The organism is Mesorhizobium sp. WSM4816 (genome assembly GCF_055811535.1).
In genome coordinates this window covers 14,299-37,464 of sequence record NZ_JBVVQR010000028.1, presented here as the reverse complement: position 1 = coordinate 37,464, position 23,166 = coordinate 14,299, and the positions used below count along the sequence as shown (strand labels likewise).

Below are 23,166 nucleotides of genomic sequence, written 5' to 3'. Positions count from 1 at the left end.
TGACCATGGACGAGACGTATCGGAGCCACCCGCGATGGGCGGCTCCGATGCCTGGCGTCCGCCGTTTATTTCTTGGCCAGGTATTTCTGCTGCGCCTTGGTCAGATAGTCGGCCCACTGGTTGGCCATTTCCTCTGGCGTGATATCGCCAAGCAGTGCCTGTTGACTGGTCTTGATGACCATCGAGTCCTTGAAGAAGGCGAACTCCTCGAGATAGGTCGGCATAACCGTTGGCACCGCATCCTTGTCCTCGAGTTCAGCGAACCAGCCCTTGAACTGCTCGCTTGCGTAGAAGGGATCCTTTTCGGCCGACTTGTGGACCGGCAGCGCTCCGGTGCGCTTGTTCCACTCGACATTGCCCTCGGGCCCTTCGAGCGTTTCGATCAGCTTCCAGGAGAGGTCCTTGTTCTGGCTGGCCGCCATCATCGACCAACCGGCATAGCCGATGGTCGGGAACGTCTTGCCGCTCGGCCCCTTCGGCATGGTCGTGACGCCGTAGTCTTCCGGCTTCATCCGCTCGGCTATCGCGATCAGCGCGTCTGGATCCTGATCAAGCATTGCGCAGGTGCCGGTGTAGAATCCGGCGACGATTTCGTTAAAACCCCAGTTGACGCTGTCCTTCGGCGCCAATCCCTTCTTGTACAGATCGACGACCCAGGTCAGTCCCTTGACCCAACCCTCGCTGTTCATGGTCGAGGTGCCGTCCTCATTGAAGAACTCGTTGGAGCCGGCCATGGTTGCGCCGAACATGATCCAGCCGTTGAGGCCACCCGGCCCGCCGCGCAGGCAGTAGCCATATTTGCCTGGAAGCTTGGATACTTTCTCCGATGCCGCCACGAACTCCTCCATTGTCTTGGGCGGCTCGGTGACACCAGCCTCCTTGAACAGCTTCTTGTTGTAGAACATCGCCCGCAGATAGAAGCCGTAGGGCAGCATGTAGGCGGTGTTGTTCACGTCGCGGCCGAGTTCGAGCGCGCGATCGGTGAGGCCCGAGGTGTGCTCCCATTTGGCAAGATAGGGTTCGAGGCTTTCGAGAAGGCCGTTGTTGGCATAGAGCGACAGCCAGGTGTCCGGCATCTCCATGACGTCGGGGATTTCGCCGGCAGACACCATGGTCGCGAATTTCTGGAACGCCTCGCCCCAGGGCAGCGAGACCACCTCGACCTTGGTGCCCGGGTTGGCCGCCTCGAATTTGGCGACGATTGACTTCAGGGTTTCGGTACGCTCGGGGCTGGTGATCACCTCCACGAGCTTCAGCGTCGTGTCGGCGAGTGCAGCACCCGACATCAGTACGGTGGCGAATGCGGCGATAAGAAGCTTCTTCATTTTCCGTTCCCTTCTTGTCTGGTTGCTTCAGGTCTTTTCTTCGGAAGCGGCGTCGATCGCCGTTTCCAGGTCACTCCACAGCGCCTCGGTTCCCTCGAGGCCGACATGGAGACGCACGGACCGCGGATGGACGCCGAACGCCATCGCGGAATTGGGTTGGGCCTTCTGCTGCAGCACGACCTCGCCGGGCACAATGAGGCTTTCGTGGCCGCCCCACGACACGCCCAGCTTGAACAGCTTGAGGCGGTCGGCAAAGGTGCGGATGTCGATGCCGTCGCGGAAGACAAATGAGAACAGGCCCGACGTGCCGGTGAGCCCCGCGGGAAGCAGGTTGGCCAACCCTGGATGGCAGACCCTCTCAACGATTGGATGATCCCGCAGGCGCCGTGCGATTTCGAGGCCGGAGGCCTGATGAGCGCGCATCCGGATCGGCAGTGTGCGCAAGCCGCGAATCAAGAGCCAGGCATCGAATGGCGACAGCTTGCCGCCGAGATATGGATAGGCTTCGCCGCGGATGCGGCCGATCAATTCCTTCGAGCCCGCGACCACGCCGGCCACCACGTCGCTGTGACCGCCCAGGTACTTGGATGCGGAGTGGACCACAACGTCGACGCCGAGCGACAGCGGCCGCTGAAAGACCGGGCTGGCCCAGCTGTTATCGATGATGGTCGGGATGCCGCGGGACTTTGCCAGCGCAGCGAGCGCGCCGATGTCATGCGTTTCCATGACCCAGCTGGTCGGGCTTTCCATATAGAACAGCTTGGCGCCAGGCAGGGCGCTCGCGACAGCCGCCTCGTCGCGCCCATCGACATAGGTCACCTCGATGCGCATGCGCGCGAGCAACGTCCCGAACAGTCTGAACGCGTCCGGGTAGATATGCCTGACCGCGACAATGCGGTCTCCCGGTTCGACGAAGCTCAGCACTGCCGACGAGATGGCGGACATGCCGCTTGCAAAACCGATCGCGTCCTCGGCGCCCTCCAGCTTCGCCAGCATTTCCTCGAACATGCGCACGGTCGGGTTCAGCCCGCGCGTGTAGGTCGGCCGCACTTTTTCGCCGCGGTATGTCTCGAGCATCTCGTCATAATTCGAGAAGGTGAAGAGCGAGGTCTGCACGATCGGCGGGACGACGGCATCGAAGGCGTTGCCCTCGTCATGGGCGGCGATCAGCGAGGCCTGGTCGAAAAAATCCGGGCCATTCATTTCGACATTTCCTCGATATCCTCTTCCACGATCTCGAGGATCTTCAGCGTTTTTCCGCGCGCCAGCTCCGCGTCCCCGGCGACGATGGCATCGAACAGCTCACGGTGATACGGGAACGATCGCCGCGCGAAATCCTGCCGGTCGAAAGGATGGTCCCAGAAGCGCTCGAACGCTTCGCGCATCTGCCCCAGGAGCTGCCGGAAAAGCGGGTTGTGCGTGGCATCGTAGACCGCCAGGTGAAAGGCCAGGTCTTCCGGCCCCGACGTGCCGGTGGCGTGATGGACGCGCTCCATCTCGATGAGTTTTTCCTCGATCGTCCGCAGATCGTCGACTGTCCGCCGCCGCGCCGCAACCATGCTTGCCTCGGCCTCGATGCCGCGGCGCACCTCGAGGGTATGCAAGAGACCGTCGCGCAGCTCAGCCGTATTGAGCGACAGCGGCAAATGGATCGTGCCGGCGGATATCGGCTTGAGCAGATAGGTGCCGCTGCCTTTGCGGGTCTCGGTGACGCCGAGCGCTTCGAAACGCCCCATCGCCTCGCGAATTGTCGAACGCCCCACGGAAAGCGCGGCCATCAGTTCGCGTTCGGTCGGAAGCCGGTCGCCGCTCTTCAGCGCAGCGCGCTCAACATAGTCTGCCAGCGCTTCCATGACTTGTTTGCCGCGGTCCAACGGCGGGAGCGTGGCGATTGCCACACGCGTGGCAGGTGCCCCGGGCAGTTCGCCGCGCATACGCATGGGTACCTACGCCCAAAATTGGTCTGACATCTTAGCAGTTTTGCGCGCCGCCGGCCTTTCGTCAAGTGGCCTCGGCAGTGCAGAGATTGCATTTTCGGCTCACACCCATTGCGGAACCTTGGACGTTGCCGCGTCTTCTGCGACCTTGCAAAAATCAGCTTCAGCCAAAGCTACCGTTCAGCCTCATTTTGGAGAGAGGCCATCGAGCAGGAAGCCGAGGCCATTCCTGAAAGCGCCGTCCCAATCATTGTCCAACAGCAGACGAGAGCGTTCGATTGTCGGATAACGTTCGCTGAGACGTGTAAGGCGCTGCTGCGCAGCGGCCCTGTCGTCGTCCGAGAGGTCGAAGCTGGCCCGGGTGATGGTGGCGCCCATCACATAGTTCCAGAGCGACCATATCGCAACGTTCACATCTGCGTCCGCAACGCCGGCTCTGGACAACGTCTTGCTCAGCAGTTCCAAGCGACCGAGGATGTTCGGGCCGAGCGCCCGGCGCGGCAACAGCGTCGCCGACCAAGGGTGGCGCAGCATGCTGGCGCGCCAGTCTTCGAGCACATAAACGACTTCTCCGCGCCAGCCTTGAGCTATTTGCGGCGGTCCGCGATATTCAAGCACCGAGTCGAGCGCCAGATCAAAGACATCCTCTTTGTTGTCGACGTGCCAATATAGGCTCATCACGCCCGAGCCGAGGCGATCGGCCAGCCGACGCATCGTCAATCCGTCGACTCCTTGAGCGTCAAGCAGTTCCACCGCGGTCGCCACGATACGTTCCCGAGAGAGCGGCGGTTCACTGCGCGGCTCCTGCAAGGGCTGGAGCCGCTCATTTATCCCTCGTTTGCTCCGGCCGCTGCGTTTGGCCGCCATCCGTCTTCCTCGCTGTTCAGAACGTCGATTTTGACCGGCAACGCGAACGAATGTCGATCTGAACGATTGACTCGTACGGCGTACCATACGATGACTCGTACGTCGCACGAGTCATCGTATGGGCGATACGGTTAAAGTTCAATAATGCCGGCCGCGAGGCACGTTGCTCGCATAGCCAAGAGAAAATCATGTCACGCGCAATCAAGCATCTGCTTATCGAAGGGCTAATCATCATGACCATGGGAGTTCCCACTGCCACGACAGCCAATGAGAAGGATCTCAAGCTGACCATCGTCAATCCACAAAACCTCTACGACCCGTCGCCAAATGGCTACAGCACGGCGGTGATCACGCCGCGCGGAGCCCGGGTGGCCTACATCTCCGGACAGGGCGGGCAAGACAGCACGGGAGCCTTGTCGCCCGACTTCGCTGTCCAGGTTGAGCAGGCCTACACAAATTTGCGCACCGCCCTCGATGCGCTCGGTGCGAGGCCGGATCAGGTCGCCAAGCTCACCGTCTTCGTGGTCGATCACGATATGTCCAAGCTCGAGGTGTTGACCAAGAACGTCAAAAAAATGTTCGGTGAAGCGCTGCCGGCGCAGACCCTGATTCCCGTCCCCAAGCTTGCAATTGACCCCATGCTCTTCGAGGTGGAGGCCGTCGTCATTCTGGAATAGTGGTGCCGCTCGCCTTTCGCAATTGTCCAGAGCTTCGTGGAATTACGAATTACGGATCGCGGTAGGGACGCTCAGCAGGGAAAACGAGGCAGGCGACGAAGGAAAATAGTGGGGATCGAGGAGCCGAATGTGATGGCATTGGATGGCGTACGTGCGTTGGTATTCGACGTGTTCGGCACTGTCGTCGATTGGCGCAGCGGCGTGGCCCGCGAAGCTGAGCCGTTCCTGAAGCGGCATGGAGCAGTATCCGCTATTCCTACCGCTTTCGCGGATGCGTGGCGCCGCCGTTACTCCCCAGCGATGGAGGAGGTGCGCAGCGGCCGGCGGCCCTTTACACGGCTCGACGTGCTGCATCGGGAGAATCTGGAAGCCGTTTTGCCAGAATTCGGGATCGACCCGGCTTCGGTGCCAGCGTCCGAGTTGGACGAACTGAACCTGGCATGGCACCGATTGGAGCCATGGCCGGACGTGGTGGCCGGCCTTACACGGCTCAAGGCCCGCTATATCATCGCGCCGCTCTCGAACGGCAACATCGCCCTCATGCTCAACATGGCGAAGCGGACTCGCATCCCCTGGGATGCGATCCTCGGCGCCGAAGTCGTGCAAGCCTACAAGCCTGCGCCGGAAGCCTATCTTCGCACCGCTGACGTCCTGTCAATGAAGCCGGATGAGATTTGTCTTGTGGCCGCCCACAATGGCGACCTTGCAGCGGCTCGGGCATGCGGATTGCGAACAGCCTTTGTCCCGCGTCCGACCGAGCACGGGGTAGCGCAGACCACGGATCTGCACCCTGATCAAGCCTGGGACCTGGTGGCCAGCGACTTCATTGACTTGGCTGAACGACTTAAGTTGTAGCAACCCCAGGTTGCGGATCGCCCAGGCTGCGGGCTTTACTACGCCTTGCGTTCCCAGCGCCGGTCTGAGGTCTGCTGCCAGTAGGTGACTGCGTGGCCGGCTTCCTTCATCGTCTTCCAGTGCGTGCGCGCCGCCTCGACCTGGGCCGCATCGTGGCCGTCGAACAGGAACACGGCGCGCTCGTAACCGGCAAGCTTCGGCGGCACCGCGCCGTCAACCAGGAAGCGTATCTGCGCCTCGTTCGGATTGTCATGGCTGGTTGTCAAAAGGATCGGCTGCTCGGCCGGATAGGATTCGCGGTCCGTCGCATGCGCCAGGAAGGAATCGTCCCTGAAGGTCCAAAGATGCTGGTCCAGCGCGTCGCGCCGTTCTTCGGAGCCGGTCTGTACCACGGCGCGCCAACCGCGATCGACACTGCGCTCGAGCAGGCCGGGCAGCGCATCCTCCAGAGTCGATTCGGTCAGGTGGTAGAACAGGACGTCGGCCATGATCGCGCCTTGAAAGGCCTCACTCCTCGTAGTTGTCGCGAACCAGCCGGTCGAGCAGCCTGACGCCGAAGCCGGAGGCCCATGACTGGTTGATCTCGCTGGACGGCGCGCCCATCGCGGTGCCGGCGATGTCGAGATGCGCCCAGGGTGTATCCCTGACGAAGCGCTGCAGGAACTGCGCCGCGATGATGGCACCGCCATAGCGGCCGCCGATGTTCTTCATGTCGGCATTTTTCGAATCGATCAGCTTGTCGTATTCGGTGCCGAGCGGCATCCGCCACACTCGTTCCTGCGTCGCCTGCCCGGCGCTCGTCAGCCTGTTCGCCAATTCGTCATTGTTGGAGAACAGCCCGGCATAGTGCTGGCCGAGCGCGACCATGGTGGCGCCGGTCAGCGTCGCCAGATTGACCATGAATTTCGGCTGGAAGCGATCGCTGCAGTACCACAGCGCATCGGCCAGAACGAGGCGGCCTTCGGCGTCGGTGTTGAGCACCTCGATGGTCTGGCCCGACATCGAAGTGACAATGTCGCCGGGGCGCTGCGCATGGCCGTCGACGGCATTTTCCACCAGCCCGATGATGCCGACGACATTGGTCTTGGCCTTGCGCGCGGCCAGCGCGTGCATCAGCCCGGTCACCGCGGCCGCACCGCCCATGTCGCCCTTCATGTCCTCCATGCCGGAGGCCGTCTTTATCGAATTGCCGCCGGTGTCGAAAGTGACGCCTTTGCCGACGAAAGCAATCGGGCTGTCCTTGGCCTTGCCGCCGTTCCATCGCATGACGGCCAGGCGCGCGCCACGCGGCGAGCCTTGTGCGACGCCGAGCAGCGCGCCCATGCCGAGCTTCTTCATCTCCTTCTCGACCAGGATCTCGACCGCGACGCCGAGCGCCTCCAGTTCGTTGACGCGGGCGGCGAATTCCACCGGCCCCAGTATATTGGCCGGTTCGTTGACCAGATCGCGCGCCAGGAGCACCCCGTCGATCACCGCCACCTCGTCGGCGAAGGCCTTTTTCGCCGCCGCCGGATCGGCGGTGTGGATGGTCACCTTAACCGGCTTTTTGGGCTCGGCCTTGTTGCCGTCGCGCTGGCCGTCGCCATTGTCCTTTTTCGTCTTGTACTTGTCGAAAGCATAGCTGCGCAGAAGAATGCCCGCGGCAAGCTGTGCCGCTTGCCTGCCGCCGACGTCAACACCCGGCAGATCGAGCATGACCGCCACCTCCGTCGCCTTGCGCAAGGATGCAGCGATGGTGCCGCCAAGCTTGAGCCAGGCATAGTCGTCGAGCGCCGAGACCTTGCCGGCGCCGACCGCCACCAGCCGGTCGAGCGATGTGCCCTCCGGCGCCAGCACTTCGACCAGGCCGGCGAACTTGCCGGAAAAGTCGGCCACCGGAAACGCCCGCTCCAGGGTCTTTGCCGGATCGCAAGCCTTTGCCGCGTCGCCGAGACCGCCATCGTTGGCCGCCAGCATGAAGACGCTGCCTTTTTTGGGCACTGCGAACCTGGCAAAGGCGATCGAAGGTCTCGAAGTCATCATGTCCTGCTTTCGGGAAAGGCGTTGGGTTTTCGGGGGAGTGCCTTGACGAACCAGATATTTGGCTGTTTCCGACCGGAAGCACCACCCCCATTTTCAATCATCGCCCCTGCCTGGCGATCTGCTGCGTATTGTGTTGGCGCCGATCACGACCGCACCGTGAAAAATCGATTCCTGGCCGGCTTTGCTGCGCAATTCTGTTACTTCTGCTTTCATGCCTGTACCTGTCGCAGCCGCGGCGGCCATGTCAGTGACCGGCGCGACATTTGGTCGTTTTCCGGCATTTGGCAAGACTTTGCCGGAATCCGATCCCATATGGCAGATGGAATCGATGGCGATTCGTCGCGGCACGGCCCCGCTTTACTGCCGCAACCTGTTGTTAACCATTGATGTTCGCCCTTTCTTATCCAATGCCGCCGACACTCCGGCCACCGGAAACAACGATGTGGGACGGGAACCAGATCGAACCGCCAACGGACCGGTTGTGCAGGCGTCGCCGGGCGACTACCTTGTCTGGAGGCATGATGCCGTTCGGCAAAATCGAGAAAAGCCTTCATGAAGGTCGTTGAACGCTACATCATGCGTCGTGCGTTGGCCGTCTTCCTCGCAGCGCTCATCTGGACGCTGGCGATCGTGTGGACGACGCAGGTGCTCGCCCGCATCGATCTCGTGACCGACAGTGGGCAGTCGGCGCTGACCTTCTTCGAGGTCGCTGCGCTGATCATTCCGTCGATCGTCCCGATCGTCGTGCCCTTCGCCCTGGTGGTCGCGGTCGCGCAGACACTGAGCGCGATGAATTCCGATTCTGAGCTTGCCGTCTTGAACGCCGCGGGCGCTTCGCGCTGGACCATCGTCACGCCGATCATGCTCCTGGCACTGGCGGCCAGTGTTTTTTCGTTCGCCGTCGACAACGGCGTCGACCCCTATGCACGACAGAAAAACCGCGAACTGGTGGCGTCGTCGCGCGCCGATCTTCTGTCGCTCATCATCCAGGAAGGCACCTTCCGCAAGATCGACGACGGCCTGTTCCTGCAGATCGGCCAGCGGCTTCCGGACAACCGCCTTGGCGGCATTTTTGTCGCCGATTCACGCGAAGAAGGCGTCAACCTCATCTACTACGCCAAGAGCGGCGCCATCATCGAAAGCGGCGACGAGCGGGTGCTGATGATGAACGACGGCGTCATCCATCGCAAAACGCTGGCCGGCGATCTTTCGGTCATCCGGTTCACCTCCTATGCCTTCGACCTGTCGGCCTTCATGTCGGCCTCATCGGAGGTATTGCTGTTGCCGAAGGACCGGACGACACAGTACCTGCTCAATCCCAGTCCGAACGACAAGATGTTCCAGAAGAGGCCGAACAAGTACCTGGCCGAGGTCCACCAGCGTTTCTCCGAATGGTCCTATTCACTCGTTTTCGCGCTGATCGCGCTTGCGGTCGCGGGAGACGCGCGTTCCCATCGCGAGGCGCGCATTCATCCGCTGATCACGTCTATCGCAATCGCCCTTTTCGTGCGCTGGCTCGGTTTCTTTGCCGCTGGGAAGGCCGACAACATTCCGCAATACGCCTATATGGTCTACGGCATTCCTATTGTGGCGTCCGCAGTCGCGACATGGTTCATCGTCTCCAACCGGACCATGGAATTGCCGGTCGCCTGGGCCGACTGGATGACGAATTTCGCCGGCCGCTTCGGTGACGGCTGGAGCGCCCTGAAGCTCCGCTTCGCCAGGCGCGGCGCTTCTGGCCAAGAGGCCGGCTGATGGGCTGGACACGCTAATGGGCTGGACTCTGGGCAGATACTTCTTCTTCCGCTACGTGACGATCACCATCTGGTTCTTCATCGGCCTCCTGGCGCTTGTGTTCCTGATCGACTTCACCGAGCTTTCCGGCCGCACGACCGGCTTGCCGGGTTTTACCTACGGCACGGCGTTTGCCATCTCAGGGTTGCGAATGCCGATGATCATGCTGCAGACGGTGCCGTTCGTCGGCCTGTTCTCGGCGATGGCGACGCTGGTCTCGCTTAATCGCAGGTATGAACTGGTCATCGCGCGTTCCGCCGGCGTATCCGCATGGCAATTCCTGCTGCCGTGCTGCATCGGGGCGCTGCTGTTCGGGGTGTTGTCGGTCGGCGTCATCAATCCGATCGCCGCCTATGCGTTTTCCTGGTCCGAAAAAATCGAAACCCAGCTCCGCTCCGGCAAGTCGAACACCGTCTCGGCTGACGCCGAGCCCTGGATCCGGCAGAAAACCAGTTCCGGCGATACTATCATCGGCGCGCGCGCCATCCTCAATCAGGGCCTGGAGATGGCCGACGCCGCCTTCTTCGTCCTCAACCCGCAAGGCGACATCGTCGAACGCAAGGACGCGGCGCACGCCTATTTGCGGGATGGTTACTGGGAACTGCAGGACGTCAAGGTGTTCCGGGACGGCAACATCCAATCGGTGGCAACCGACCGCATACCGACCGATCTCAAGCCCGAGTTCGTGCAAGAGCGGCTGGCGCGCCCGGAAACCATCCCCTTCTACGATCTGCCCGGGAAGATCGAGGTTGCCCGCTCCTTCGGCCTCAAGGCAAATGCCTTTGCCATGCAATTTGATTCACTGGTAGCGCTGCCGTTCCTTCTCGTCGCCATGACTTTGATCGCCGCAACGGTGTCGATGCGATTTGCGAGGATGGGACAATCCGCGACGATGATTCTGGGTGGCGTCCTGGCTGGGTTTCTGCTTTATGTCGTGACAGTGCTGGTCAAGGCATTCGGCGTGGCGGGATTCGTACCCACAGTCGTCGCTGCATGGGTTCCGGTTGTCGTGGCTATGTTCTTCGGGGTGACTTTCTTGCTGTACAAGGAAGACGGCTAGTGAGGGGGGCGGTTTTGCGCATCCATAGGCATGCCGATTCGGCGCGCCTCTATGGGGCGAGCGCCTTGGCGTGCCTGCTCGCTTGCGTCGTTCCGAGTATCCCCGCTTTTGCCCAGAATATCAGCGGCATGGCAGCCGACGTTCCCACCGGTTCGCAAATGCTGCTGGCGGCAGATACGCTGGTCTATGACAATGACAACCAGACCGTAACGGCCGTCGGCGGCGTGCAGATCGATTATGGCGGCAACCGCCTCGTCGCCCAGCGGGTGGAATACAATCGCAACACCAAGCGGCTCGTCGCCAGCGGCAATGTCGAGGTCATCAACAGCGACGGCACTAAGATCTATTCGCAGCATGTCGACATCACCGACGATTTCGCCGACGGCTTCGTCAACGCGCTGCGTGTCGAAACCGTCGACAAGACCTATTTCGCCGCCGAAAGCGCGGAACGCATGGGCGGCGTGCTGACGACGTTCCACAACGGCGTCTACACGGCCTGCGAGCCGTGCGAGGACAAGCCGGACAAAGCGCCGACCTGGCGCATCAAGGCCAGAAAGATCATCTGGAACGGCGAAAAGAAGACGGTTCGCTTCGAGAATTCGAATTTCGAGTTCTTCGGCTTTCCGCTCGCCTATCTGCCGGCCTTTGAAATTGCCGACCCGACCGTCAAGCGCAAGAGCGGCTTCCTGATCCCCAGCATCGCTTACAAGAGCGACCTCGGCCTCGGCGTCAAAGTCCCCTATTATTTCGCGCTCTCACCAACCTACGACCTCACCGTCACCGGCAGCGGCTATACCAAGCAGGGCTTTCTCGGCGAAGCCGAGTGGCGCCAGCGCTTCAACAACGGCCAATACAGTCTGAAGATCGCCGGCATCCGGCAAGAGGATCCCGACAAGTTTATCGACGACGACGGGCGCAATGTCGATTCGGGTGCGGCCGGCGACCCGAACGAGTTCCGCGGCATGATGGGCACCAAGGGCCAGTTCGCTATCAATCCGCGCTGGGACTTCGGCTGGGACGTCCTGCTGCAGACCGACAAGAACTTCTCACGCACCTACGCCATCGAAGACTTCGGCGACAGCGTGCATCGCTCCTCGATCTACCTGACCGGCCTCAACGGCCGCAACTATTTCGACGTGCGCGCCATGCGCTTTGTGGTCCAGGAAGAGGCACTCCCTGACGATCCGACCGCGCGCGCCGGCAAACAGCCCTGGGTGCTGCCCTCGCTCGACTACGCCTACATCCCCGACATGGCGGTGGGCGGCGGGCAGCTGTCGCTTAATGTCAACGCGCAGGCTATCAGCCGCGACAGGCTGGATAGGGCCCTTGCCGATCCGAACAACGCTGCGTCCGTCACCAGTGTACGCGGCATCGAGGGCCAATCGGGCCGTCTCACTGCCGAAGCGGAATGGAAGCGCACCTTCACCACCGATGGCGGGCTGCTGCTGACGCCCCTTTTGGCGCTGCGCGGCGATGCCGGCTATGTCAACGCCTCTTCGGGATCGCTCAATGCCATCAATCAGATGGCGTCTAACCTCGGCGTCGACGACGATACGCGATCGTCTCTCGCCCGCTTCATGGCAACCGCCGGACTGGAAATGCGCTGGCCGGTGCTGTTCTCGTCGACCAGTTCCAGTCACATCTTCGAGCCGATGGCGCAGGTCTTCGTGCGTCCGAACGAGCAATATGTCGGCGGCCTCGCTGTTCCCAACGAGGACGCGCAGAGCTTCGTCTTTGATGCCACGACATTGTTCGAGCGCGACAAGTTCTCCGGTTACGACCGCTTGGAAGGCGGCACGCGCGCCAATGTCGGGCTGCGCTATTCCGGCGCCTATGACAATGGCTGGAGCACCAACGCGCTGTTCGGCCAATCCTACCAGCTTGACGGCCAGAACTCCTTCGACGCGCCGGATCTGGTCAACGTCGGCGAAGATTCGGGCCTGGAGACCGCGAGTTCCGATTATGTCGGCCTTGTCGGCTTCAACAGCCCCGGCGGGCTTTCCGGCTCGGTCAGCGGCCGCTTCGACGAGCAGAGCTTCGAGATTCGCCGCGCCGAGGTTAAGGCAGCCTATTCCGGCCTGCCGATTTCGTTCAGCGCCAAATACGCCTTCATCCAGGCTCAGCCGCTCTATGGTTTTACGACCGATCGTCACGAGGTCACGCTCGGCGCCTCGGCGCAACTTGCCGAGAACTGGCGTGTCTTCGGTACCGGCACCTACGATCTCGAGCAAAGCGTCCTGGTCAAGGACGGGGTCGGCTTTGCCTATAGTGATGATTGCTTCACCTACTTGATGACGTTCTCGGAATCCCGCGACCTGAGCTCCAAGGAAGTGTCGCAGAATATCGGTTTCAACCTGTCGTTTCGCACGCTCGGCGATTTCGGCTCGACGCAAAGCTCCTTCAACACTGTCCAGTAGCAGACCACTGGCCAATAACGGACAGGCGGAACGGGCGGCCGGCCAACGCACCAGCCCGAAAAATTCAAAGTGTCTTGAGCATACGTCGTGCGTCAAAGTGGACGCACATCGCAGCTAACGACATCGTTTCGCCGCATAGGGCAGGCACGGGTTCCAGTTCCCTCAAAATGCGATAAAATTGGGCCGCAACCGAGATAGGATTGGGATGCTTTCGATGAGGAAATACCTCTTTTCGGCAGGGTTCGCGCTGCTGGTGGCGGCGACCTCAGCCTCGATCACCATGATGACGCCGCCGGCTTTCGCCAGCCAGATCAAATACGTCGTCAACAACGTACCGATCACCACTGGCGACATTCAGCATCGGGCTGCCTTCCTGCGCCTGCAGCGCAAGAAGGGCAATGCCGCCGAGGAAATGATCGAGCAGACGCTGCGCGTCGCCGAAGCCAAGCGTCTCGGCATCCGCATCAGCGACGCCCAGGTCGAGGCCGCCTATCAGCGCTTTGCCACGACCAACAAGATGCAGCTCAAGCAGCTCGATGGCGTCATGGCGCAGTCCGGCGTCGGCAAGGAGCATTTCAAGGAGTTCATCCGCTCCCAGATGGCCTGGAACCAGGCGCTGACCGCGCGCCATCGCTCGGAGAGCGGCGGCTCCGTGAGTGAGCAGGACGCAGTCAGGCGCATGCTCGACAAGGGCGGCAACAAGCCGACCGCCATGGAGTACATGCTGCAGCAGGTCATTTTCGTCGTACCGGCGGCCGAGCGCAGCGCGACGCTGTCCAAGCGCAAGCGCGAGGCCGACGCCATGCGCGCCCGCTTCAACGGCTGCAACACCTCGCGCGAATTCGCCAAGGGCCTGATTGACGTCACCGTTCGCGATCTCGGCCGGATACTGGCGCCGCAATTGCCGCCGGACTGGGCCGACCAGATCAAGGCCACCAAGGTCGGCGGCGCCACCCCCACGCGCGAAACAGACCGTGGCGTCGAGTTCATCGGCATCTGCTCGTCGCGCGAAGTGTCCGACGACAAGGCTGCCCAGATGGTGTTCCAGAGCGAAGGCTCGAGTGGCAAGGACGCCGATGAGCTCTCCACGAAATATGTCGAGGAGTTGCGGAAGAAAGCCCGCATCGTCGAGCGCTGAAGCCGCCAGAGGCAGCGCTGGCGCTGAGCGCCGGCGATCCATCCGGCGTCGGGCCGGAAATCGCCATTGCCGCCTGGCAGGCGCGCGACAGCGCCGGTGTGCCGCCCTTCTACCTTATAACCGATCCGGCGCTGATTGCCGCACGGGCGCGCCTGCTCGGCGCCGATGTGCCAATCACGGAGACAGTGCCAGCCGAAGCGGAGCGCGTCTTTGGGCGCGCCCTGCCCGTCATGCCGCTTGCCGCCCGCTTCGTCGACGACCCCGGCCGGCCGGACCCGGCCAACGCCGCCGGTATCATCGAGGCCATCGACCGCGCTGTTGACGACTGCCTTGGCGGTCGCGCAGCGGCGGTCGTTACGTGCCCGATCGCCAAGAAGCCGCTCTACGATGCCGGCTTCCGTTTTCCCGGTCACACTGAGTATCTGGCGCATCTGGCGACGCTCCACACCGGCGCACAAGCAATGCCGGTGATGATGCTTGCCGGTCCCGAGTTGCGCACGGTTCCGGTCACCATCCACATTGCGCTGCGCGAGGTGCCGGAAGCGCTGACAACGGATCTGATCGTCGCGACCGCCCGCATCACCGCCACCGACCTCGAATATCGCTTCGGCATTGCCAAGCCGCGGCTTGCCGTTGCCGGCCTCAATCCGCATGCCGGTGAAGGCGGCGCGATGGGCGCCGAGGACGAGCGTATCATCCGCCCGGCGATCGAAAGGCTGAGGGCGGAGGGCATCGACGCTTTCGGGCCGCTGCCGGCCGATACGCTGTTCCACGCCCGCGCCCGAGCCGGCTACGATGTGGCGCTGTGCATGTATCACGATCAGGCGCTGATCCCGGCCAAGGCGCTGGCGTTCGACGAGGCGGTCAACGTTACGCTCGGCCTACCCTTCATCCGCACTTCACCGGATCACGGCACCGCTTTCGATATCGCCGGCAAGGGCATGGCCCTGACCGACAGCCTGATCGCGGCGCTCAGGCTCGCCCGCAGGCTTGCCGACATCGGGGCGAAGGCTGCCGCCGCATGAGGCTTTGCATGAGAGCGGTCGCATGAGCATCGACGGGCTGCCGCCGTTACGCGCGGTGATCGAACGCCATGGGTTGCAGGCAAAGAAGGCGCTCGGCCAGAATTTCCTGCTCGACCTCAACCTTACCGGCAAGGTCGCGCGTGCCGCCGGCGACCTGACCGACGCCACGGTAATCGAGGTCGGTCCGGGTCCAGGTGGCCTGACCCGGGCGCTGCTGTCCCACGGCGCGGCTCGGGTCATCGCAATCGAGCGCGACGAGCGCTGCCTGGCAGCGCTCGCGGAGGTGTCAGATCACTATCCGGGCCGTTTGGAAATCATTGCCGGCGACGCGTTGAAGACGGATTTTGCAGCGCTTGCCGAAGGCGCACATGGAGGCAATGGATCTGTGAGGATCGTCGCCAACCTGCCCTACAATATCGGCACCGAACTTTTAATACGCTGGCTGACCGTCGCCGAGTGGCCGCCCTTTTACGCATCGATGACGCTTATGTTCCAGCGCGAGGTGGCCGAGCGCATCGTCGCCCGCCCCGGCAGCGATGCCTATGGCCGGCTGGGCGTGCTGGCAGGCTGGCGGACGGAGGCAAAAATCGCTTTTGACGTGCCGCCGCAAGCCTTCACGCCGCCGCCCAAGGTGGTGTCGTCGGTGGTGCATCTGGTGCCGCGGGCAAATCCGCTGCCCGCCGAAGTCAAGAAGCTCGGCCGCGTTACCGAAGCGGCCTTCGGCCAGCGCCGCAAAATGCTGCGGCAGAGCGTCAAGAGCCTCGGCGGCGAAGCCCTGCTCACCCGCGCCGGCATCGATCCGACGCGGCGGGCGGAAACCTTGAGCGTCGAGGAATTCGTGCGACTGACCAACGCGGTGTGATTGCGCCGGCCCCTAGTCCGTCTTCTCGTCGAGCAGCCCCGAGACGAAATCGAACAGCCCGGGCCGGCGGTCGCGTCTGAGCCGCTCGGCGATGACTATGCCGCGTACCTCGGCGAAGGCACGGTCGAGATCGTCGTTGATGATGACGAAATCATATTCTTTCCAGTGCTCGATCTCGTTGCGAGCGTTCTTCAGACGCGTCTCGATCACCGATTCCTGGTCCTCGGCGCGGCGCTTCAGCCGCGCCTTCAACTCTTTCATCGAGGGCGGCAGGATGAAGATCGAGACGATGTCGGCGCGCATCTTCTCCTTGAGCTGCTGGGCGCCCTGCCAGTCGATGTCGAACAACATATCGCGGCCCTGTGCCAGCGCCAGTTCGGCCGGCTCACGCGGCGTGGCATAGCAATTGCCATGCACTTCGGCCCATTCAAGCAGTTCGTCCGAATCGCGCAGCCGCTCGAACTCACGCATAGTGCGGAAATGATAGTGGACGCCTTCGATCTCGCTGCCGCGGCGCGGCCGCGTGGTGACGGAGACCGACAGTTCGAGACTGGAATCGCTCTCCAGAAGATTGCGCGCGATCGTCGACTTGCCGGCGCCGGACGGCGACGACAGCACGAGCATCAAACCCCGCCGGCGAATGCGGGAACCCAAATCCCTGGCAACCATAGGCTCCTTGGCGACCATCAGGGTTACTCCAGATTCTGGACCTGTTCGCGAAACTGGTCGACGACCGCCTTCAGCTCCAGCCCTATGGCGGTGATCGCAGCGGCGTTCGACTTCGAACACAGCGTATTCGATTCGCGGTTGAATTCCTGCGCCAGAAAGTCGAGCTTGCGGCCGATGGCGCCGCCGCCTGCCAGCAGCACCCGGCCGGATGCCACATGTGTCTTCAGCCGGTCGATCTCCTCGCGGATGTCGGCCTTGGTGGCCAGGAACGCCGCTTCCATATGCAACCGGCTGGCGTCGAGATTGGCGGAGGCATCCATCAGCAGCCGCACCTGCTCGGTAATCCGTTCGCGGATCACCGCCGGCTCGCGCGACGGATCGGCCTCGGCGCGCAGTGTCAGCGCTTCGATAGCGGCGATATGACCGGACAGCAGCGAGCGCAGGGCGGTGCCCTCGCCCTGGCGTGCCTGCTCCAGCCCGCTCAGCGCCACTTCGAGCGACGAGAGTATCGCGCTGTCGAGCGCCACCCGCGCCTCTTCGGTTTCGACGGTTTCGGGGATGTCGAGCACGCCGCGCAGCGAAAGCAGCCCGTCGGCTGTCGCAGGCGCTGCGCCGAACATCTCCTGCAGCCGCTTGGCCAGCCCCGCCAGATCTCTCAGGAAGGCCTCGTTGACCACTGGCTGCGCCTGCTGGCCGGCTGCGCGGCCGACGGTCAGCGTTGCCTGGAAATTGCCGCGTGCAAAGCGCTTCTGCACCGTCTGCCTAACGGCCGGCTCAAGCCGCTCGAGGCCTTGCGGTAGCCGCAGCCTGACCTCGACGCTCTTGCCGTTGACCGACTTCACTTCCCAGGCGATCGACGTGCCGTCATGTTCGGCGACGGCCCGTGCAAAACCGGTCATGCTCTGCAAATTCATGATGCCCTTGCTTCCCCCTGGCGCATGATCCCGGAAGCGGTTCCGGGCCAGATCGTGCGCGGCTTCAAAATCCGGAGCGCCTGTTCGCGTCGAATCGGACGCAGGGCGCTCCTGATGACAAAATCAGCACGTCCCGGCCGTCAGACGAATCGGAGGGACGACTTCACAACCGTCCGGCGCTACTGCGCCGCCGCTCCGGCGTCGCCATCGCCGTCGTCAACCGGCGCGTCGGTCTGACCTTCCACCTTGGCGGCGTCGGCCTTGGCAGCACCGGCCTTCGCGGCTTCATCGGCCAGTTCCTTCTGCAGCGTTCGGTAGCGGGCGACGTTCTCGTTGTGCTCGGCGAGCGTCGTGGCAAAGACGTGACCGCCGGTGCCGTCGGCAACGAAATACAGGTCGTCGGTCTTCGACGGATTGGCGACGGCTTCCAGTGCCGCACGGCCAGGATTGGCGATCGGCGTCGGCGGCAAGCCGTTGATCAGATAAGTGTTGTAGGGCGTCGGCTTCTTGATGTCAGACTGAAAAATCGGGCGGTCGGCGGGTTTGCCCTTGCCGCCGAACAGGCCGTAGATAATGGTCGGATCGGACTGCAGCCGCATGCCCTTGGCCAACCGGTTGAGGAAGACGGCCGCGACCCGCGAGCGTTCGTCGCCCTTGCCCGTCTCTTTCTCGACGATCGAAGCCAGGGTGACGAAGTCTTCGACACTGGCCAGAGGCAGATCGGAGGCGCGCCGCTGCCAGACTTCCTCGACAAGCTTCTTCTGATCCGCCAAAAGCTTTTCGACCATCTGCTGGCGTGTCGCGCCGCGGGTGAAACGCAGCGTGTCGGTAGCAAGGCTGCCCTCGGGTGGAATGGTCCTCGGCATATCGCCATCGAGCGCTGCCTGATCGGCGATGCGCTGCAGCGCCTGCTCGACCGTCAGCCCCTCGGGGACGGTCAGCGAATACATCACCGACTTGCCGCTCTTCAGCAACTCCATGATGTCGCGCATCGAGGCCTGCGGCTTGATCTCGTATTCGCCGGCCTTCAGGGCGGAATCATTGCCAAAAGCGCGCACGCCAAGGCGGAAGATGCGCGCGTCGCTGATCAGTCCGCGCCGCTCGAGCTGCTCTGCAATCTCCTGGACGCCGGTGTTCGGCTTGACCAGGAAGGTGTCGGCATTGGCCGAAGGGCCGGGCTCGTTGAATTCCTGCTTGCCGAAATACAAGGCAAAGCCAGCCGCCAGAACCATCAGCATCACCAGGGAGATGACGAAGTTCATGAACACCACGAACTGGCTGCGCGAGGCCCGCGAGCGCTTGGGCGGCGGCGTGCCGGCTTCAGGCCGCAATGCCTCGCTGGCCGTTTTCGGTACGATCGGGCCCGACGGTGCGGACCGTTGCCCGAATTGCCCGTTTTCCGCCGAATTTGTGCTCATGGCGCCCTACCGTTTGATCTTTGCAACGAATCCCCTTGGGCACAGTAGGGGCGAATATGGCAAAATTGACGACACGCATAGACCGTGCCGGTCGGCGGACCGGTCAGCCATTGTAGCGCTGGAAGACCAGCGAGGCGTTGGTGCCGCCGAAGCCGAAGGAATTGGACAGCGCCACATCGATTTGGCGGGCGCGCGGCTTGTGCGGCACCAGGTCGATCGCCGTTTCACGCTCCGGGTTGTCGAGATTGATGGTGGCCGGCGCGATGTTGTCGCGAATGGCGAGGATCGAAAAAATCGCCTCGGCGGCGCCCGCCGCCCCCAGAAGGTGGCCTATCGACGACTTGGTCGACGACATCGATATTTTCGACGCGGCGTTGCCGACAAGCCGCTCGACGGCGCCCAGCTCGATCGTGTCGGCCATGGTCGAGGTGCCGTGCGCATTGATGTAGTCGACGTCTGCGGGCGTCAGCTTGGCCCGGTTCAGCGCCGCCACCATGCAACGGAAGGCGCCGTCACCATCTTCGGCCGGCGCGGTGATGTGATAGGCATCGCCGGTCAAGCCGTAACCGGTGACCTCGGCATAGATCTTGGCGCCGCGCGCCTTGGCGTGTTCCAGTTCCTCCAGAATGACGACGCCGGCGCCCTCGCCCATGACGAAGCCGTCGCGGTCTCGGTCATAGGGACGCGAGGCCGTTTCCGGAGCGTCGTTGCGGTCGGTCGACAGCGCCCGGCAAGCGGCGAAGCCGGCGATCGACAGCCGCGTCACCGGCGCTTCCGTGCCGCCTGCGACCATCACGTCGGCATCGCCCCACATGATCAGCCGGGCGGCATCGCCGATGGCATGCGCGCCAGTGGAGCAAGCGGTGACGACGGCGTGGTTGGGGCCTTTCAGCCCATGCCGGATCGAAACCTGGCCGGACACGAGATTGATGATCTGGCCGGGGATGAAGAACGGGCTGATGCGGCGCGGACCGCGCTCCTTCAGGATCATCGCGTTCTCGGCGATGCCTTCGATGCCGCCGATGCCGGAGCCGATCAGCACGCCGGTGGCGCACTGCTCTTCATGCGTCTTCGGCGCCCACCCCGAATCCTTCAGCGCCTCGTCGGCGGCCGCGATCCCGTAGAGGATGAAGTCGCCGATCTTGCGCAGTTCCTTCGGCTCGAGAACGGTCTCGGGATTGAAGGTGGCATTCTCACCATTGCCGCGCGGGATGACGTGGGCGACCTTGCAGGCAAGATCCTCCACCTCGAACTCGGTGATGCGCTTGGCTGCGCTGCGGCCGGTCAGAAGTTCCTTCCAGCCATGCTCAAAGCCTACGCCGAACGGCGAAAGCAGCCCAAGGCCCGTGACGACGACACGCCTCATCGCAGGTCCTCCTCGGTGATGACTGCAAATAGCGTCAGGCCGAAGCCTTGTCGATGTACTTCACCGCATCGCCGACAGTCAGGATGGTTTCGGCCGCATCGTCCGGGATCTCTACGCCGAATTCTTCTTCGAACGCCATGACGAGTTCGACCGTGTCGAGACTGTCCGCGCCCAGATCATCGATGAAGCTCGCCTGCTCCGTCACCTTGTCGGCATCGACGCCAAGGTGCTCGATAACGATCTTCTTGACGCGCTCTGCGGTGTCACTCATTTGGGCATCCTCGTCTTTTGTTTGTCTGTCTTCGTTAGCGGGCAGAATGCCGCTAATCAAGCTGAAAGATGGTCCTGTCGGAAACGCAACGGCACCGGACCGGTTTTTGCCCGAACCGCCGGGTTGCGGGCCGCATTACACGAAAATCGGCCGGGCTCCAAGGCGAAAAGGGGTGTTTTCCCGCAACTGTCAAATCATCGCCATGCCGCCATTGACGTGAATGGTCTGGCCGGTGACATAGGCGGCTTCGTTGGAAGCCAGGTAGGCGACGGCGGAGGCGACTTCGGCGCTGGTGCCCATGCGCCGTGTCGGAATCGCCGCCATGATCGCCTCTTTCTGCTTGTCGTTGAGCTTGTCGGTCATCGCCGATTCGATGAAGCCCGGGGCGACGCAGTTGACGGTGATGTTGCGCGTGGCGATCTCCTGCGCCAGCGACTTGGAAAAGCCGATCATGCCGGCCTTGGAGGCGCAGTAGTTGGTTTGGCCAGGATTGCCGGTGACGCCAACCACCGAGGTGATGTTGATGATGCGGCCATGCCGGCGCCGCATCATCGGATGGGTGAGTTCGCGGGTCAGCCGGAACACGGCGGTCAGGTTGACCTCGATCACCGAATCCCAGTCGGCGTCCGCCATGCGCACGAACAGCCCGTCCTTGGTGATGCCGGCATTGTTGACGAGAATGTCGACGCCTTCGAGATCGGCCTCGGCCTTCTGGCCGAGTTCCTTGACCTCGTCGCGATTGGAAAGGTTCGCCGGGAACAGCTTGACCCGGTCGCCGAGCTCGGCCGCCAGCGTTTCCAGCTTCTCGACGCGGGTGCCGTGCAGGCCGACGACAGCGCCCTGCGCATGCAGCACCCTGGCGATCGCCTCGCCGATGCCTCCCGATGCGCCTGTGACGAGCGCCTTGCGGCCGGTCAATTCGAACATGTCTTTGATCCTCTTCCAAATCGGACAGGCCGGCGAAGGTGGCTACCTGTAGACATCACTGCGGTGGCCTATTGTAACCACCAGAATGACGAGCCGCTTGTCCTGCACATCGCAGATAATTCGATAATCCCCAACCCGGTACCTCCAAAAAGTCGCTAACGGTCCCTTCAGCGGCTTGCCGGCTTCACGCGGATTGTCGAGGGCGGCAATACGGTTCTCGATGAAGTCGCGGAGCCGGTGACGTGTCTGCGGATCCAGTTTTTCAATAAATTTGCGCGCCGAGCGGGCATATTCAAGCGTCCAGGCCACGCCAGAAGTCCTCGGCTGTCATGACGTCCTCCTCGCCGCTTCTGATCCGCTCCAGCACTTCGGCCGCGAGGTAATAGTCTTCCACGTCCTCAAGACCGCGCGCGATGAGCTCGCGCAGATAAAAAGCTTTACTGCGGCCAGTCCTGGCCGCGAGAAAATCCAGACGCTCTTCGATTTCGGGGGCAAGTCGGATGGAAGTCGGCATTCCGATCTCCTGTGAATACATGTATTCACATATCCCGACGAGGTTAAGAATTCAAGCGCCCGCATCAGCCGGACGCATGGTTCAATCGAGCGCCACCAACGCCGCCTCGACATCGGCCGGCGTGCCGACCGCACCGGTGGCGATGTCGCGGTTGATGCGCCGCGCCAGTCCCGACAACACCTTGCCGGCGCCCACCTCGTACAGCGTCGCGATGCCGTTGGCGCCAAACCATTCCACCGTTTCGCGCCAGCGCACGCGCCCCGTCACCTGTTCGACCAGGCGGTGGGCGATTGCATCCGGATCGCTGGACGGCGTGACCGACACGTTGGAAACCACGGGTACGAACGGCGCGTTCTTCGTCACGCCGGCCAGCGCCTCGCGCATGACCTCGGCCGCCGGTGCCATCAGCGCCGAATGGAAGGGCGCCGAGACCTGCAGCATCAGCACCCGCTTGGCGCCCTTTTCCGTGCACAGCTTCGCCGCCTGCTCGACGGCCGCCCTGGCGCCGGAGATCACCAGTTGGCCACCGCCATTGTCGTTCGCGATCTGGCAAATCGACTCTTTGGCCGCTTCAGCGCAGGCGGCTTCGACAACGGCCTGTTCCAGCCCGATGATCGCCGCCATGGCGCCCTCGCCGGCCGGCACAGCCGCCTGCATGGCATTGCCGCGGATACGCAAGAGCCGGGCGGCATCGGCGACCGAAACGAAACCGGCGGCGGCAAGTGCCGAATATTCGCCGAGCGAATGGCCGGCGACATAGGCGACCTTGTGCTTCAGCGACAGGCCGCTCGATTCCAGCGCCCGGATGGCGGCGAGCGACACAGCCATCAGCGCCGGCTGGGCATTGGCGGTCAGCGTCAGCCTCTCTTCCGGCCCTTCCCAGATCAGCTTCGACAGGTTTTCGCCGAGCGCGTCGTCGACCTCTTCGAAGATCTTCCGCGATTCCGGAAAGGCGTCGGCGAGGTCCTTGCCCATGCCGACAGCCTGGCTGCCCTGTCCCGGAAAGGTGAATGCGACGGCCATGCGTGCCTCCCAAGCGGCTGATTTTCCCTGCCTGTGACGCAAGGCGGGCTGACAAGTCAAGTCCGCTAGCAGCCCGACCCGGGCC

The 23,166-nt window shown here is 62.8% G+C and carries 24 protein-coding genes; 9 read left to right on the top strand and 15 right to left on the bottom strand.

All coding sequences use genetic code 11. The annotated features are described in order from the left end of the window. Positions 1–65 precede the first annotated feature (65 nt). The 4 genes from AC0L3H_RS24310 to AC0L3H_RS24295 form a co-directional block, all read right to left on the bottom strand. Positions 66–1,325, bottom strand: coding sequence for an ABC transporter substrate-binding protein (locus AC0L3H_RS24310; RefSeq protein WP_473587140.1), 1,260 nt, complete (start codon positions 1,323–1,325; stop codon positions 66–68). A 27-nt stretch (positions 1,326–1,352) separates the two neighbouring features. After that, entirely contained in the window at positions 1,353–2,528 is a 1,176-nt protein-coding gene (locus AC0L3H_RS24305; RefSeq protein WP_236371579.1) for a PLP-dependent transferase, read from the bottom strand. Continuing rightward, positions 2,525–3,259, bottom strand: a complete 735-nt coding sequence (locus AC0L3H_RS24300) for a FadR/GntR family transcriptional regulator (protein WP_473587139.1) — start codon at positions 3,257–3,259, stop codon at positions 2,525–2,527. The genes AC0L3H_RS24305 and AC0L3H_RS24300 overlap by 4 nt, the downstream gene beginning before the upstream one ends. 189 nt (positions 3,260–3,448) lie before the next feature. Then, entirely contained in the window at positions 3,449–4,129 is a 681-nt protein-coding gene (locus tag AC0L3H_RS24295; RefSeq protein WP_473587138.1) for a TetR/AcrR family transcriptional regulator, read from the bottom strand. Positions 4,130–4,317: 188 nt separating this feature from the next. Between AC0L3H_RS24295 and AC0L3H_RS24290 the strand changes: the two genes are divergently transcribed. Together AC0L3H_RS24290 and AC0L3H_RS24285 are read left to right on the top strand one after the other, a co-directional pair. Then, complete coding sequence (locus tag AC0L3H_RS24290) at positions 4,318–4,806, top strand: RidA family protein (RefSeq protein WP_254023828.1); 489 nt, start codon at positions 4,318–4,320, stop codon at positions 4,804–4,806. A gap of 132 nt (positions 4,807–4,938) precedes the next feature. Continuing rightward, entirely contained in the window at positions 4,939–5,661 is a 723-nt protein-coding gene (locus tag AC0L3H_RS24285; RefSeq protein ID WP_473587137.1) for a haloacid dehalogenase type II, read from the top strand. A 38-nt stretch (positions 5,662–5,699) separates the two neighbouring features. Here the strand turns inward: AC0L3H_RS24285 and AC0L3H_RS24280 are convergent, their stop codons facing one another. Both AC0L3H_RS24280 and AC0L3H_RS24275 read right to left on the bottom strand, forming a co-directional pair. After that, a complete protein-coding gene (locus AC0L3H_RS24280; protein ID WP_473587136.1) occupies positions 5,700–6,149 on the bottom strand; it encodes a DNA polymerase III subunit chi in 450 nt (149 codons plus the stop codon). A gap of 19 nt (positions 6,150–6,168) precedes the next feature. Next, on the bottom strand, positions 6,169–7,680 hold the full coding sequence (locus AC0L3H_RS24275; RefSeq protein WP_473587165.1) for a leucyl aminopeptidase: 1,512 nt from the start codon (positions 7,678–7,680) through the stop codon (positions 6,169–6,171). A gap of 244 nt (positions 7,681–7,924) precedes the next feature. Between AC0L3H_RS24275 and AC0L3H_RS24270 the strand changes: the two genes are divergently transcribed. The 7 genes from AC0L3H_RS24270 to rsmA all read left to right on the top strand — a co-directional run bounded on the left by AC0L3H_RS24270 (position 7,925) and on the right by rsmA (position 15,979). After that, complete coding sequence (locus tag AC0L3H_RS24270; RefSeq protein WP_287073990.1) at positions 7,925–8,239, top strand: hypothetical protein; 315 nt, start codon at positions 7,925–7,927, stop codon at positions 8,237–8,239. Continuing rightward, the gene (gene lptF, locus AC0L3H_RS24265; protein ID WP_473587135.1) at positions 8,236–9,438 is read left to right on the top strand and encodes an LPS export ABC transporter permease LptF; all 1,203 of its coding nucleotides are present in this window, start codon (positions 8,236–8,238) and stop codon (positions 9,436–9,438) included. The genes AC0L3H_RS24270 and lptF overlap by 4 nt, the downstream gene beginning before the upstream one ends. A 16-nt stretch (positions 9,439–9,454) precedes the next feature. Next, positions 9,455–10,537, top strand: coding sequence for an LPS export ABC transporter permease LptG (gene lptG, locus AC0L3H_RS24260; RefSeq protein ID WP_023800697.1), 1,083 nt, complete (start codon positions 9,455–9,457; stop codon positions 10,535–10,537). A 128-nt stretch (positions 10,538–10,665) separates the two neighbouring features. After that, entirely contained in the window at positions 10,666–12,954 is a 2,289-nt protein-coding gene (locus tag AC0L3H_RS24255; RefSeq protein WP_473587134.1) for an LPS-assembly protein LptD, read from the top strand. A gap of 205 nt (positions 12,955–13,159) precedes the next feature. Continuing rightward, the gene (locus AC0L3H_RS24250; RefSeq protein WP_023800699.1) at positions 13,160–14,092 is read left to right on the top strand and encodes a peptidylprolyl isomerase; all 933 of its coding nucleotides are present in this window, start codon (positions 13,160–13,162) and stop codon (positions 14,090–14,092) included. Continuing rightward, the gene (gene pdxA / locus AC0L3H_RS24245) at positions 14,089–15,117 is read left to right on the top strand and encodes a 4-hydroxythreonine-4-phosphate dehydrogenase PdxA (RefSeq protein WP_473587164.1); all 1,029 of its coding nucleotides are present in this window, start codon (positions 14,089–14,091) and stop codon (positions 15,115–15,117) included. The genes AC0L3H_RS24250 and pdxA overlap by 4 nt, the downstream gene beginning before the upstream one ends. 22 nt (positions 15,118–15,139) lie before the next feature. After that, positions 15,140–15,979 (top strand): 16S rRNA (adenine(1518)-N(6)/adenine(1519)-N(6))-dimethyltransferase RsmA, encoded by an 840-nt coding sequence (rsmA, locus tag AC0L3H_RS24240; protein ID WP_473587133.1) that lies wholly within the window; start codon positions 15,140–15,142, stop codon positions 15,977–15,979. 12 nt (positions 15,980–15,991) lie between these two features. Here rsmA and gmk read toward each other — a convergent pair whose 3' ends face one another. From gmk to fabD, 9 genes are all read right to left on the bottom strand, one after another. Beyond that, positions 15,992–16,666: a guanylate kinase gene (gene gmk / locus AC0L3H_RS24235; RefSeq protein WP_027152668.1), complete on the bottom strand. Its 675-nt coding sequence runs from the start codon at positions 16,664–16,666 to the stop codon at positions 15,992–15,994. 5 nt (positions 16,667–16,671) lie between these two features. Beyond that, a complete protein-coding gene (locus AC0L3H_RS24230) occupies positions 16,672–17,562 on the bottom strand; it encodes a YicC/YloC family endoribonuclease (RefSeq protein ID WP_473587132.1) in 891 nt (296 codons plus the stop codon). 179 nt (positions 17,563–17,741) lie between these two features. Then, a complete protein-coding gene (mltG, locus tag AC0L3H_RS24225; RefSeq protein WP_473587131.1) occupies positions 17,742–18,980 on the bottom strand; it encodes an endolytic transglycosylase MltG in 1,239 nt (412 codons plus the stop codon). Positions 18,981–19,083: 103 nt separating this feature from the next. Then, positions 19,084–20,346 (bottom strand): beta-ketoacyl-ACP synthase II, encoded by a 1,263-nt coding sequence (fabF, locus tag AC0L3H_RS24220; RefSeq protein ID WP_091590545.1) that lies wholly within the window; start codon positions 20,344–20,346, stop codon positions 19,084–19,086. A 34-nt stretch (positions 20,347–20,380) separates the two neighbouring features. Continuing rightward, positions 20,381–20,617: an acyl carrier protein gene (locus AC0L3H_RS24215; RefSeq protein ID WP_006203723.1), complete on the bottom strand. Its 237-nt coding sequence runs from the start codon at positions 20,615–20,617 to the stop codon at positions 20,381–20,383. Positions 20,618–20,806: 189 nt separating this feature from the next. Further along, the gene (gene fabG / locus AC0L3H_RS24210; protein WP_473587130.1) at positions 20,807–21,544 is read right to left on the bottom strand and encodes a 3-oxoacyl-[acyl-carrier-protein] reductase; all 738 of its coding nucleotides are present in this window, start codon (positions 21,542–21,544) and stop codon (positions 20,807–20,809) included. 42 nt (positions 21,545–21,586) lie between these two features. Continuing rightward, complete coding sequence (locus AC0L3H_RS24205) at positions 21,587–21,853, bottom strand: type II toxin-antitoxin system RelE family toxin (RefSeq protein WP_128247644.1); 267 nt, start codon at positions 21,851–21,853, stop codon at positions 21,587–21,589. After that, positions 21,837–22,058 (bottom strand): type II toxin-antitoxin system RelB family antitoxin, encoded by a 222-nt coding sequence (gene relB / locus AC0L3H_RS24200; RefSeq protein WP_473492324.1) that lies wholly within the window; start codon positions 22,056–22,058, stop codon positions 21,837–21,839. The genes AC0L3H_RS24205 and relB overlap by 17 nt, the downstream gene beginning before the upstream one ends. Before the next feature lie 81 nt (positions 22,059–22,139). Next, complete coding sequence (fabD, locus tag AC0L3H_RS24195; protein ID WP_473587129.1) at positions 22,140–23,081, bottom strand: ACP S-malonyltransferase; 942 nt, start codon at positions 23,079–23,081, stop codon at positions 22,140–22,142. Positions 23,082–23,166 lie beyond the last annotated feature (85 nt).

Coding starts and splice junctions, on each gene's coding strand:
- AC0L3H_RS24280 (WP_473587136.1), bottom strand. CDS start 6,149: ATGGCCGACGTCCTGTTCTACCACCTGACCGAATCGACTCTGGAGGAT.
- fabD (WP_473587129.1), bottom strand. CDS start 23,081: ATGGCCGTCGCATTCACCTTTCCGGGACAGGGCAGCCAGGCTGTCGGC.
- AC0L3H_RS24290 (WP_254023828.1), top strand. CDS start 4,318: ATGTCACGCGCAATCAAGCATCTGCTTATCGAAGGGCTAATCATCATG.
- AC0L3H_RS24305 (WP_236371579.1), bottom strand. CDS start 2,528: ATGAATGGCCCGGATTTTTTCGACCAGGCCTCGCTGATCGCCGCCCAT.
- AC0L3H_RS24300 (WP_473587139.1), bottom strand. CDS start 3,259: ATGCGCGGCGAACTGCCCGGGGCACCTGCCACGCGTGTGGCAATCGCC.
- gmk (WP_027152668.1), bottom strand. CDS start 16,666: ATGGTCGCCAAGGAGCCTATGGTTGCCAGGGATTTGGGTTCCCGCATT.
- AC0L3H_RS24275 (WP_473587165.1), bottom strand. CDS start 7,680: ATGACTTCGAGACCTTCGATCGCCTTTGCCAGGTTCGCAGTGCCCAAA.
- relB (WP_473492324.1), bottom strand. CDS start 22,058: ATGCCGACTTCCATCCGACTTGCCCCCGAAATCGAAGAGCGTCTGGAT.
- AC0L3H_RS24270 (WP_287073990.1), top strand. CDS start 7,925: ATGTCAGTGACCGGCGCGACATTTGGTCGTTTTCCGGCATTTGGCAAG.
- AC0L3H_RS24230 (WP_473587132.1), bottom strand. CDS start 17,562: ATGAATTTGCAGAGCATGACCGGTTTTGCACGGGCCGTCGCCGAACAT.
- lptG (WP_023800697.1), top strand. CDS start 9,455: ATGGGCTGGACTCTGGGCAGATACTTCTTCTTCCGCTACGTGACGATC.
- fabF (WP_091590545.1), bottom strand. CDS start 20,346: ATGAGGCGTGTCGTCGTCACGGGCCTTGGGCTGCTTTCGCCGTTCGGC.
- lptF (WP_473587135.1), top strand. CDS start 8,236: ATGAAGGTCGTTGAACGCTACATCATGCGTCGTGCGTTGGCCGTCTTC.
- AC0L3H_RS24295 (WP_473587138.1), bottom strand. CDS start 4,129: ATGGCGGCCAAACGCAGCGGCCGGAGCAAACGAGGGATAAATGAGCGG.
- AC0L3H_RS24285 (WP_473587137.1), top strand. CDS start 4,939: ATGGCATTGGATGGCGTACGTGCGTTGGTATTCGACGTGTTCGGCACT.
- rsmA (WP_473587133.1), top strand. CDS start 15,140: ATGAGCATCGACGGGCTGCCGCCGTTACGCGCGGTGATCGAACGCCAT.
- AC0L3H_RS24250 (WP_023800699.1), top strand. CDS start 13,160: ATGCTTTCGATGAGGAAATACCTCTTTTCGGCAGGGTTCGCGCTGCTG.
- mltG (WP_473587131.1), bottom strand. CDS start 18,980: ATGAGCACAAATTCGGCGGAAAACGGGCAATTCGGGCAACGGTCCGCA.
- AC0L3H_RS24310 (WP_473587140.1), bottom strand. CDS start 1,325: ATGAAGAAGCTTCTTATCGCCGCATTCGCCACCGTACTGATGTCGGGT.
- AC0L3H_RS24255 (WP_473587134.1), top strand. CDS start 10,666: ATGGCAGCCGACGTTCCCACCGGTTCGCAAATGCTGCTGGCGGCAGAT.
- fabG (WP_473587130.1), bottom strand. CDS start 21,544: ATGTTCGAATTGACCGGCCGCAAGGCGCTCGTCACAGGCGCATCGGGA.
- AC0L3H_RS24215 (WP_006203723.1), bottom strand. CDS start 20,617: ATGAGTGACACCGCAGAGCGCGTCAAGAAGATCGTTATCGAGCACCTT.